At 31.9% G+C, this 12,581-nt stretch carries 7 protein-coding genes; 2 read left to right on the top strand and 5 right to left on the bottom strand.

The annotated features are described in order from the left end of the window. The first annotated feature begins 109 nt into the window (after window positions 1-109). The gene (locus G6W41_RS03605; protein WP_194170652.1) at window positions 110-1,360 is read left to right on the top strand and encodes a hypothetical protein; all 1,251 of its coding nucleotides are present in this window, start codon (window positions 110-112) and stop codon (window positions 1,358-1,360) included. Between the two features lie 10 nt (window positions 1,361-1,370). On the opposite strand, the gene G6W41_RS03610 is transcribed toward G6W41_RS03605, so the two are convergent. Then, on the bottom strand, window positions 1,371-1,658 hold the full coding sequence (locus G6W41_RS03610) for a type II toxin-antitoxin system RelE/ParE family toxin (RefSeq protein WP_194170653.1): 288 nt from the start codon (window positions 1,656-1,658) through the stop codon (window positions 1,371-1,373). Then, entirely contained in the window at window positions 1,659-1,910 is a 252-nt protein-coding gene (locus tag G6W41_RS03615; RefSeq protein ID WP_021089960.1) for a hypothetical protein, read from the bottom strand. It lies immediately after the preceding gene. A 169-nt stretch (window positions 1,911-2,079) separates the two neighbouring features. Here G6W41_RS03615 and G6W41_RS03620 point away from each other — a divergent pair, with 169 nt between their 5' ends. After that, window positions 2,080-2,304, top strand: a complete 225-nt coding sequence (locus tag G6W41_RS03620; protein WP_021092441.1) for a type II toxin-antitoxin system VapC family toxin — start codon at window positions 2,080-2,082, stop codon at window positions 2,302-2,304. Between the two features lie 570 nt (window positions 2,305-2,874). On the opposite strand, the gene G6W41_RS03625 is transcribed toward G6W41_RS03620, so the two are convergent. Genes G6W41_RS03625 through G6W41_RS03635 form a run of 3 tightly spaced genes read right to left on the bottom strand, consistent with a single transcriptional unit; the run spans window position 2,875 to window position 12,561 of the window. Continuing rightward, a complete protein-coding gene (locus G6W41_RS03625) occupies window positions 2,875-7,785 on the bottom strand; it encodes an ATP-binding protein (protein ID WP_194170654.1) in 4,911 nt (1,636 codons plus the stop codon). 25 nt (window positions 7,786-7,810) lie between these two features. After that, window positions 7,811-10,588: an AAA family ATPase gene (locus G6W41_RS03630; protein ID WP_194170655.1), complete on the bottom strand. Its 2,778-nt coding sequence runs from the start codon at window positions 10,586-10,588 to the stop codon at window positions 7,811-7,813. Next, window positions 10,585-12,561, bottom strand: a complete 1,977-nt coding sequence (locus G6W41_RS03635; protein ID WP_194170656.1) for an NAD-binding protein — start codon at window positions 12,559-12,561, stop codon at window positions 10,585-10,587. Before G6W41_RS03635 ends, G6W41_RS03630 begins: the two co-directional genes overlap by 4 nt. Window positions 12,562-12,581: the final 20 nt, after the last annotated feature.

A 12,581-nucleotide genomic window follows, 5' to 3' on the forward strand; every position in this document is an offset into this window, starting at 1 on the left:
AGGTTTAGAGCTCTCTAAACCAATTTGGGCAATAAAATGGTTTAGGCTAATGATTTTTGCCCAAACACATATAATTACTATAAATAGATATTAAATTTAAAGAGGCAATATGTTTAAAAACCAACAAGCAAACATAACATTTGAGCTAGCTAGTGACCGCACAAATGCTCACAATAGCAGAGAAGAAAAACCCGGCTACCTAATGCCAGGATACTATCTAAACGAAAAATATGGTATCTTGAAAAAGCCTGTGAGGCACATAAGATTAAATAAGCTTAGCTTCGATGACCTATGGCAAAAAAGAAGAGACGAGATGAAGTATGAAGTATCACATCTTGGCAAGATAAAACTAGCAGATAAGCACAAAGGCAAAAAGCCACTAAAACAAAACTGTCACTATGAATGCGTCATAGGACTAAACGAGCATACGCAACTATCAAGCTTACTAAAATCCATAAAAGCTGTAAGCAAAATTTTAAATATTGAACCCATAAATTTATACATTCATAATGATGAGGGGCATCTTTTGAGAAAGAGCGATAACAAGGAGATATTTCCACTATTTCATGATGAAAATGGCAAACTAGGTGGCACATACATTACGGACAAGGATGGCAGGGCTTATTACATACATATAAAAGAGAGCATAAATGGCAAGCAATACTATGAAAAAGGGGCTGAACTGGAATATGAAAAATTTGAACCAATATTTCAAAAGCATGCTCATGTAGAATGGAATAGCTTAGTAAATGGCAGAAACCAAATGCAAAGATTCAAAAAGAATACAACTGATCCAAATTTGGACTACAAAACCGTTTTTAAAATTGTATATAACACAAATGCTGAAATTCTGGGAATGATAAAAGGAGATGGTGGCAGTAAGCATAAGAAACTAAAAGCTTTTAGAGTAGCTAGTGAAAATGATAAGCTTATGAAAAAACTAGAAGAGCTAGGGGCTATCATTGAAAAAGATGAGACATATATAGGGATCATTACTGGATATAGTGAAGAGCAAAAAGTAAAGGTAGAAGAGCTAGAGCATGAAAATCAAACACTAAGAACAAGGCTTAGCGATCAAGAAAGCTTATATAAAGCTCAAGAGACGGAGCTGCAAACTACTAAAAATGAGCTTTGCAAGGCTAATCAAGAGCTTATCAAAAAGAATAGTGAAATAGAGCTTGCAAGAGAAGAGATAAGGCAAGTAAAAGAAGAAATTTATAATCTAGTCATAACTCATGCAAATACAAATATCAAGCTAAAAAGAGAGCTTGAACGCTTTGGTATAGCCTTTCCTATGGAGATTAAAATGCAAGAGCCAAATAGTAATTTAGAAGCTATAGCCTCTATAAATTTAAGCTAATAGTGTATTTCTATGAGTAAGGAGTAAGATTGTGCTTATATATTGCAAGTATTTTTATATAGTCTTGTTCTATACGAAAGACCACCACATACCCTTTAAAGATAAGATCTCTCGTGTCTTCTCTATTGATTGTTTTATTTTTTCTAAATCTGTAAGGCATATAAGAGATGCTTTTTAGCCTTTCTAATAGCTCGCAATAAAAAATCCAAGCAGTCTCAACGCTATCCTTAGAGTAAAAATCTAAAATGGCATCAAGTTGGCTTAAAAAATCCTTGCTTAAATAAGGAATTTGCTGCATTTAGGCACCGTATTTTTTAAAAAGAGAATTTACATGAGCATTCATTTCGTCCATTGAGACATACTCTAGCTCTCCTTTATCATCCATATCAGAAATCCTCTTTAGGTGCTCTTCGTCCTCTTTACTAAGATAGTTTTGCTGCTCACCATAGGTTTCAAAAATAGCAGCTGGATCTATTTTAAAAAGTAGAGCCTTTATCGCTTCGAGAGTGGTATTATCTGCAGTTGTTTGAATGTTTATCATGGTAGTCATAAAAGTCCTTTTAAATTTGGGTAGATTATAGCACTTTAGAGTCTTTGATTTTATTAAAACAAAAATTTCTATAGCTAAAAATTCTAGAAAAAGTTGTCCTGATAATCGGACAAGTTTTTTATTAAAAATGTTCTAAAAGCCCATTAAAATCATAGAATACTTGTTACAGATGGGCGATTTTATCTCAAATTTCGGCGTTTTGGATTTTACGAGTAAATGCGCAGCAAGCTATGGTAAAATAAGGCTTGAGATAAGAAATAAAAACAGAAGGATAGGCGATATGGATATGCTGATTGCTGCCGTAGCGCTTGGCAATAATCTTATTTTGGTTACGAATAACGAAAAAGATTTTAAAGATATAAGCGAGCTCAGGATGGGAAATTGGAGCATTTGATATAATATACGGTAAATACAAAGCCTTTTGTTGGTTATGTCGGAGGTTAGCTTAAAGCTGGAATGTGCAACCAAAACAAAGATGACTAAGCTCATGAAAACCAGTTGTACCGCTCTCGATAGACTACTAAACCCAGACAACGATTCGCTAACGCTAAGCACGTTTGAAGGTGCGACAGCGCCAGGCAAAAGACTAAGTATCTAGATAACCTGACGGTTGCCGATTAATATATTTAAATAAAAATCGTCTAAAATTTTGGACGAAATTTTATATAAAATATCGCAGAGGAAAGGAATTAATGGTGCTAGACTTGTTACATAGGCTTGTTACATCTTTTTACCCAGAAAGAGTCAAAATTTATACTCTTAAAAATGCCATAGAAATCCCATTTTTAGGTACTTGTAGTAATGAAAAATGTTTTTACACTCTAGGTGTCCCTATCTCCCGGCCACTTTACTTCAATCTTATTCAGGTTTTTTTAAAAATTTAAATTATAAAAATTTTGGTTTGAAATATTTTTATACTAAAGAAAATTTGTATTTAACTTTTTATTGTTAGACATTCTGACTTTTAGCTAAACATAAAATATGAAAATCTATTTTCATTATAAACCAAACATTTATTTTTATATATTTTTATCACTGTTGTTTCTTCTGGTATATAGAAAAATTTTCTCTTATCGATATATTTATATAAGATAGCTATGCCATGTTTAAATACTACTACATAGTAATCTTTAAAATTTTTTACTTTACATCCATGATTAAATTCTATAACTCTTGGTCTATTTGGATCATAGTGATAGATAAAAATACGCTTGTCTGGCACATAGTCAAATTTCTCGTGTTTGGTGACATCTATATTAAAAGTGCTACTACTATTTACTAGTCTATAGTCTGCATCATAATAAAAGGTTTTGTCGTTTTCGGTAAAGATTAAACTACCATCATCAAGTTCTTTTATAAAATTTCCATATAGTCTTTTTATATGTTTGTAATTTGTTGAGTAGAGATCACCAGAGGCCATCAGTATATTTCCATTGCTTAGTTGCTTTTTAAGAGATGCGTCCATTATAGTTTTTATCCGTTTTCTATTACGACTATATATAGTGGTTATTTCTTTAAAATATCCCTCATTCTCACTGTCGGCAAAATTGAGAGTTAGTATAAAGTTATTATTTTTATCTAATAATATATTTGATCTATAGATTTTTGTGTAATTAATATACATTTTGCTATAGTATTTAAAATACACTTCCATTATAAAATCATTATCTCTTAGTTCTAGTTTCATCACTTTGCTAGTTTTTTTAATGACCCTATAAGAAGGATTTTTATTTTCTTGTTCTGTTGCATTTCTTATACTATTTCCATTCTTGTCATATGTATATTTTTGAACTACCTCTCCTTGCAGAAAGTGCTCAATGATAATTTTATTTCTAGCATTATCTATGTTTATTTTAGTATCATATCCGAGTGCGCCAGATATTGGTGCATCTATTTTTTTAATGGCATTGTCACTTTTTAGATATATATAAAAACTTTTAATTAGAATATCGTCTTCTAATTCATATAATAATATGTTGCCATTTGATAAGCACTCTCCTATAGTATATGGCTCCTTTATATGTTTTATAGCTTTCAACTCTTTATTAATTATGCATATATCGCTATTTTTTTCTTTGATGGTAAAGGTATCTTTTTGTATCTCTAGATCATCACAGTGTTCGTAAAGCTTTTTTATTTTAAAATCTTTGCAGTATATATAGATATTTCCATTACTAAAATGCGCAACTATATAACTATTTGTAAAGGCACCAACCTTTTCTAGTTTTCCATTGAAGTTGCTTATCTTGTTGTAGCTTTGCTTTAAACTATATAAAAATGCCTTTTTTAACTCTCCAAAGTTTATCAATGCTTTGTTGTTAAAAATTTCTAAACCAGTTATACTATCTTGCGCTGGCAGAGTTTTAAAGAGCCTCCCAGTTTTTGTCTCATAAAATTTTATATCTATGCGGTCTCTATATAAAACCATGATATCGCCAAAGTCTTTAAAGTTGATATCGTCGGTGTTAAAAAAGTCAGAGTCTTTTTTAGATACAATAGTTGTTATATTTTTTAGGTCATTGGTGACAAAATCAATGCTATTTTCAAAATATATGAGTAAATTTTGGTTTTTTAATTTTGTAAGATCTTTAAATTTGAGATCGCTTACAAATAAGATATTTTTTAAATTCTCGTCAAAAAATGAGGTACCATTTTTATCAGCTACTAACAGAGTATTATTTTTAATCAGTGCTATCTTTTCAAATTTATATTTTATTTCCCATTCGCTGGTTAGTATGGCGCCGTTGTCTAAAAGTATATCACCATTACTAAGCTCCTTTACGCAACAGCTTTTAATGCTTGGTGATATAACTTTTATAAGTTTCATACCAAGAGAGTAGATATGAAAAGCTGAGTTATCGTCTTTACATATATTTAATAATATGTATTTATTTTTAAAAAGAGCAACATCTTGTGCTGTTATGAGCAGGCTGTCTTTTTTGTCGTATATATTGTAATTATAAAGCGGAATTGGGTAGTCGTCTTCATCATATATATAATCATAAGTAATTCTTTCGATCTTGATATTTTGTCCTAGATAATACTTATAGTTATCTTGCATATCTAGTTCATATTTTTGTATCATAAAAAAGTCAAATTCTTTGTTCGAGTATTGCTTCTTTAAATTTAGATCAACAGAATATACGCCATAGTTTTTGCCGTCATATAGTAGCAGATCGCCATTCTCTAGCTCTTTTTCAAATGTTAGCTCTTTTGGTGTATTTACATTTTGTCCATCATTCGTAATAGTCGTAATAATTTCTATATCATCATAATCAATGGTTTTAAATGTTTTATTTAAGAGATTACCATTTTGCAGTTCATAGTAACTTTTGGATCTTGTCCTTAGATCTGCTAGAAATTTGAAATCTTTAGAAAAAATACACTGATTACCCCCAGACTTTGTAGCCAAAAAATTCCCATTTGATAGTCTTTTGGCATTTTCCCAGTCAAAAACTGCTAGTAGTCCAGTCCTGGTAAAATTTACGGAGATATTGCTAGACTTAAGCCAGCAGAAATTTACTTTACCAGCTTTTAATAGCTTTTTAGCGGATATAGTTAGCTGCGAGTCTTTACCATCTGCATAAGCTAGTTGAAACAATACAATGTGTGGTTTAAAATAGTTCGTATTGTCATTAAAAAGATAGTCTTTTTCTCGGTAGAAGCTCTTTTGAGCCAAAAATTTATCTTCATCTAGGTTATCCAAAATTTCTCTGAAATCTTTAAATTTATAATGGTCATATATGCTGCCGATAAGCTCTATATCATTTAGATATTTTTCAAAATTCTTAGAATTTGAGTAGTATAAGTGGTAAAATAGTTCGCTTAGAGCCCTTGATGAATAGTATCTTTCGTCCCATAGTTTTTCTTTTTTCTCAAAGCTACAAAAGTACTCTGCTAGTTTCAAGTGCGTTTCTTGCTTGTATTTTTCATATCTTTTGGAGACAGTCTCTATAAACTGCCTGTGGAAAAAGTTTATGAGTAGTTTATCGTCTTTATAAACAAGAGTTAAAAATGGCTCAAGTAGGCTAGATAAGCTTGCCCAAAGAGATATAGGGAATGATATATTTTTAGACAAAGAGACATTTTTTATAAAAAAGACTTTGTTGTAAAATTTTTTGTCGCTTTTTATCTCTTTTGATAGTAGGTCAAGTAGCTCATTCTCGCTAATGCCGTATTTGCTAAAGGTTATGTAGCTTAAGACCTTTTGTATAAGAAGCTTTTCTTGATGGTATAAATTTTCAAGGTTATCTATAAATTCATTTATAGCGCTAGGTATATCGTCTGCGATATCTATTTTGTCGTTTGAGCTTATATTTTTTAGCTCTTGTGAGATGATAAATGCATACAAAGGAGAGCAGTTTGCATTCTTAAATTTCTTTTCTACCTCGTTTATTTGTTCTTTTGTCAGCGTCCTTTTATGTTTCCCAAGGAAATTTTCAAATAGCCCTTTTGCCTCACTACTTAAACTATCATTGTTTAAATTTATGGTATTTTTATCTCCATATTTTTTGATCAAATTTTCAAAATAAATGCTGTCATCTCTAAATTCTTCATCTTTTAAAACAGATAAAATGATCTTTATGTTTTTACCAAGTTTTTGCGGTAGCCAAAAGAGTTGATCTGTTGCTTTAAGCTGATCAAGTGCATCTATAAAAATAACTATATTTTCATCTTTGTCGCTTGAGAGCAATTCGCTGATATATTTGTCAAAATCATATTCGCTTAGGTTGTTTAGGTCGTCTTTTTTTGATGTGCCTTCTATCTCGCAGATGAGATCGGTTAATAAATCCCTTTTATAAAAGGATTTACCATCGGCTCCAACGAATTTGTAAAAAATGCGAGCTTTACCAAGTGTCGCTTCTTCTGCCTCCTCGATCGCTTTTTTCATAAGCGTTGTTTTACCCATACCAGAGTGAGAGTATATGATGAGTGGTGTGTCAGTTTCATCGTCTAAATAGTTAGCGATCTTTTTTAGTGATTTTTGCCTGCCTAAAAATGTATCTATCTGTTGTGCTTTAAATATGTTGTGTTCAAAATTTTCTGGAGCACTACTCAACTCTTTTATGCCTGCGTCTATATTTGATTTTAATTTTTTCACTATCTGCGCTATAAATTTAGCTTTAGAGTATATTTTAAATTTATCATCAATCTCTTCGTTAATGATATTGTGTCTGCACTCTTTTGGTATGTTGTTTTCTACACTTTGTCTAAAATTTTCGATATTTTGATTGCGAGGTTGCTTTTGGTTCTTAAACTGCCTAAAGATAGGGATTATAAAATTTTTGTTGCTTTCGTTTTTGCATATCTCTTCAAACTCATGGTGAGTAGCAGACATAAAATATTTTTTCTTTTTCTCTTCTGGTAAATTTTCGGAGGCTTTTTGCAATATTTGGCGTATTTTTTCTTCGACTTTATACCACTCTTCGTATTTTACAAAAGCTCCGTCTCTACGTTTTAATATATAGCAGCCACGGTCTTTATCTTCACTTAACTGGTTTTTATCTAATCGGTACCATTCGTCTAATAGTTGTTTATCTGAACTCTTTAAATTTTTTCGTATATCATCAAATTCTTTTTTGTCTATTATATAAGGAAGTGGTACCCAGCCATATCTATCGCCAAGCATGATTAAAAAATTTGGATGTGGATATGACGCGCAGTTTCTCACCTCTCTAAGGCAGACTGGTAGAGTTTTTTGATCTAATTGAGCTTCGTTATTGATGCCCCATCTAAGATCTATAGGCTGGAAGGAAAAGCCCTTGCTTTCACAATACTCTCGTATCTTAGGGAAAACCTCATTTTGAAGCAGATCTCTTTCTATTTTAAAGTCTTCAAAAGTAGAAGATATGAATAATCTAAAGGCTTTTTTCATGGCATGTCCTAGAGCATTTTAAGGCTTAATTATCGTCTTTAACCTGTTTTAAAAACTCATCTTCATCAATAACTTCTTTTTCTATAAGGAGTTTTGCTAGTTTGTTTATCTTATCTTCGTTTTCTTTGATTAGCTGCTCGCATCTTATTTTTTGTCCTTTTAAAATTTCTAGAACTTCGTTATCTATTTTGTCATTTAATTTACCACCAAAGCTATCAATAGACTCTAAATTTATATATCCTATATTGCTCATGCCGTAGTTTTTAACAGCGCTATATGCCAAATTTGTCGCTACTTTTAGATCGTTAGTCGCGCCAGTGTCTATACCTTCATTTTTTTGAAAGTAAATTTCTGCTGTTCTACCTGCAAAAGAGACACAAATTTGGTTCTTGATATCATCAAAGCTTAAATTTTTAACATCCTCTTCTCTATCGAAGGCTACAAAACCAAATGCCTTGCCTCTTGGCTCAACCGTTATTTGTTCTATTTTTACGTGCGGCATTAATATATGCGAGATAATGGCGTGGCCTGCTTCATGATATGCTGTTTCAGCTTGTATCTGTGCGTAGGTTTTGCCAGTTAGTTTGTCGCCATATTTTACATTGTTGATATGCTCTAAAATTAGCTCTTCACTAATGCCTTCGAGCCCGTTACGCAAAGCTTCTAGGGACGCTTCTCTATACGCTTTTTGTAAATCAGCTCCGCTCATTCCTACACTAAATTTTATAAGCTTGCTTTTATTTATGTTGCCTACGGTTGGATTTTTAAGTATCTTGTCTATGAAATATCCACGAGCTTCTTTATCTAGCATACCGATATGGATATGTATGTCTATTCGGCCAGAGCGTAAAATGGCAGGATCTAACTTTTCTTTTAAATTTGTAGCGGCAATGATAAAAATATCTGAACTGTCGCCAAAACCATTTATTTCAGTTAAAAATTGATTGATTAAAATATCTAGCCTGCTGCCATCTCTTTTGCCTATAGCATCTATCTCATCTATAAAAATGATAGATGGGGCATACTCCCTAGCTCTTTTAAATACTTTTTTCATTAACTCCATATCTAAAAGCTCACTTCCAGTAGTGCTTATGAAAGGAAGTTCGGCCTCGTTTGCAAATGCTTTTGCAAGCATGGTTTTACCAGTGCCAGGAGGTCCATAAAGTAATATGCCTTTTGGTGCGTCTATATTAAAATTTGCTATTTTTTCTTTGTTTTTTAAAAGGGCTGCTATCTCATTTAAGCGTTTTTTGGCTTTCTCATGCCCAGCTATATCGTCAAATTTGATACTAGGTATATCAGCAACTATGCTTCCTGCCTCATCTGAATAATCAACTGATTTTGGTAGTTTGGTTATGTAAGCGTTGTGATACTTAATAATTAATGTCTTGCCTGTTACTTCGATCTTGCTTAAAAATTTTAAGGTTTGATTTTTTCTAAAGCAATCCATAATTAATTCATCGTTTTGTTTTGGATCGTCTTTTATGATATTCTTTAGAGACTTTATAGCTTCGCTATCTATGATAAATTTGATCTTTTTGATATCTTTTTGGTAGCTTCTCAAAAGATCTGTTATGTCATCAAATATCTTTTGGCTAAATTTTGATTTTATGCATCTTGCATCAATAAATGGCAGATATGTAAGTAAATTTGCTTTTAATAGTAGCTCTTCCTCTTTTGGCATTTCGATTTTTAAGTCAAAAGCTTTTTCAAAATTTCTCATATCGGTTTGGAAATTTTCTCTAGCGATACGTAGTAGCGCATTAAAAGTAAGCTTGTTAAACAACACTATCTCGCCCTGAGCTAGTCTAGATAAAAATTCTGGTTTAAAGATAGGCTCTGCTTCACTTCTGCTATAAGCAGTGCTTTTCTCTCTGCTGATAGTTTCTAAAATGATATTTTGAGCAGAATTTACCTCTAGTGCCATGGTGTTTAAGAAATTTTTATTAGAATAGAGCTCGCTACCTAAATTTGATGTAAATATAAAAATACATTCACTAAAATCAACAGTCTTTTTAGTAAAATCATCATCTGTTTTACCTCTAGCCATAATGTCTAAAAAGACATTTTGAACATTTGGATGGGCTTTTTCGATCTCGTCAAACACGCATATAGACTTAGGATGTTCTTTTACAAATTTAGTTAGATCGCCTTCTCTTTCATTTTTATAGCCAGCACTTAGTCCAGTAAGGGCAAAATTTTGATTTTCACCTTGATATGTGCTCATATTAAAGACTTTAGTAGAATAACCAGTTAAAATTTCCCCTAGTATTTCAGCCAAATAGGTTTTACCGGTGGCTGGCGGTCCAAGAAAAAAGAAGATGGCTTTTAGAGAGTTTGTGTTTTTTCTGTAGTAAAAGGTTACGACTTTATCTAGTATTGTCTCTATAGCTTGCTCTTGAGAGTAAATTTTATCTTCTAGTTCTTTTTTTATTTTGTTAATGAGGGAGAAGCATCCCTGATTTGTATGCCATGCTTCTTCTTGTGGTTCGCTCTTATCTATTTTTTTAAGATTGCTAATATTTGTGTTAAAGCCATATCCATTTTGTTCAAGAACCCTCTTTATTTTATTCACTTCTTCAGAAAATTTAACAGTGTTATTTTTTGTTGCGATGTTAATAGCAAACTCATCTATTTTAGTGCTATTTTTAGACCTTTTAAGGCCAATCGATGCTAAGATTTTTTTAAAATTAGGATCAGTCACTTCAACTGAATTTACCGCTTCTGCTATATCTTCAGCTTCTATAACGTCTTTGCCTTTTTGTATGGCTATATATTTAGCCGCTAGGAAAATGGTTCTCATTTATTTTTGATTCTGTCTATTTTTTGTTTAAACTCGAATATCTCTTTACAATAGATGGAATTTTCATCTTGTAAGATTTTGTCATCTTCAAAAGCCGAAACTATCATGTCATAAGCCCTCATGACGGTTTCCACGTCGTCACTTTTGTAGTTATGATTTTTTTTAATGCCATCTTCAACGATATATTTAGAAGCTTCTTCTAGTTCATTCCAGCCGATCAAAAGAGCGTGTTCTTTTTTATTGTTATCTTTTCTATAAGGATAGTCTTGTCCTTCTGGTTTTGGCAGAGTAGTCCAGCCGTTTAGGATATGAAAAGCATTCCAGCGATGTTTTTCCATTTTGGCTAATTTTTCTATGTCGTCAAGACTTATATATGTTGCTAAAATTTTAGCCCCCTTTATCTCCTTATCCCATAAATCTATTTTACTTATATCAGAAACATTTTGATTATTAAGCATAAGATCAAACCATCTATTTCGAGCTTTCTCCTTTGCTTCATCATACTCTAGAAATCTGTTTTCGCTCAATAGCTTGTTTATCGCTTTTAGTTTTATAGGCAAGTGTTCAACTTGCATTCTATTTGAGTCTTGTAAAAAAGGTGACAGATCACCCCAATTTGTCTCATATTCAGGTTTATGAAGCTGATTGTATCGTTGATCTGCTCTTATAGCCATTTTGTCGTATATCTCATTTACAACGACATCGTAAGAGCAAATTTGAGAGAAGTTGCCAAAAGGTATAATGTCCATTTTGTTTTTATTATCTATCTTGATATCATTTGCAATACCTTTTATGCCATCGTGTTTATCTATAAATATAAAAAACTGTTTTTTTTCTAAATGAGCTGATTGATTTTTTATGATCCTAGCTATATCAGTAAGGCTTGCTTGAACGTTGGTTTTGCAAAAAATGATTTGAGTAAAAATTTCTATTCCATCTTTGTTAAATAGCTCTCCATCATCTTTAAAGTCTATATTCCAATTGATTATGCCACCTGCTTTTAGGCTAATAGGATATAGTTTTAAAAATTCTGCTCTCTTTTTTTCGTGGTTATTATCAAAGATCGTTATATTTAGTGGTTTGCCGTTAAAAAAATGACCTAAGGCCAAAGCGCGGTATAACACAGATAGCCCTGCTGCGTCAAAGCCTACTATAGCAAGATTTGCACTATCATTATCTATTGTATCTGCATTCTCGCCTATAGGGTGTTTCATAAATAATGTTTGCGCTGCATTGTCATAAACACTAAATGCTCTTATGTTAATGCCACATCTTTTTATGCTTGGCAATATTTCGTAATTTTCTTTTGACTCTAAGTGGATATATATATTTTTTTCATTATCTGGATCGTTTTTATCTGCTTCAGGAATAACTTTAGTGATAGCGTCCAGAATTTCTAAATTTGATATATCTTTTCCAGTCATAAGGATGATTTTTTCAGCTTTTGCTATATTGAGTTTGTTTAATAAATCTTTATCGATGGCGTTGCCAGATATGGCATATCCACCAAGTGTGCATATACTATTTACATTATCATTTGTAGGATTTATATCCACGACTAATAGTTTTTTATCTTGATGTTTGTTTAAGATATCTTTAGCCAAGGCATATCCCATATCTCCAGCACCACATATCACGATATGATTTTTTACACAAAATTTTAAAAAGCACCATGTTCTAAGCTTTTTGCCAAGTAGTTTAATAAAAACACTGCAGTAAAAAAATAGAGTAAAGACTATAGCTATATAAAGTGAGCATTTACTGACAATGTTAGTTGCTTTAAAATCATAGTTTCCAAGTAATAGAGCTAGCGTTTGATAGGCTGATTTTAAAAAGCCAGAGAAGAAGCCATTTTCAATGGAGTGCCCAAGTAAAGAGAAAAAGACAGTTAAGATGCCACATATCAGCATTGTGGTGTCGTTTAAGTTGCTATATATAAAACTACGGTAATACCTTTTTAAATCAAATTTCATTGTGCTCTCCAAATAATATT

This window comes from Campylobacter concisus (genome assembly GCF_015230035.1).
Classification (GTDB): domain Bacteria; phylum Campylobacterota; class Campylobacteria; order Campylobacterales; family Campylobacteraceae; genus Campylobacter_A; species Campylobacter_A concisus_BK.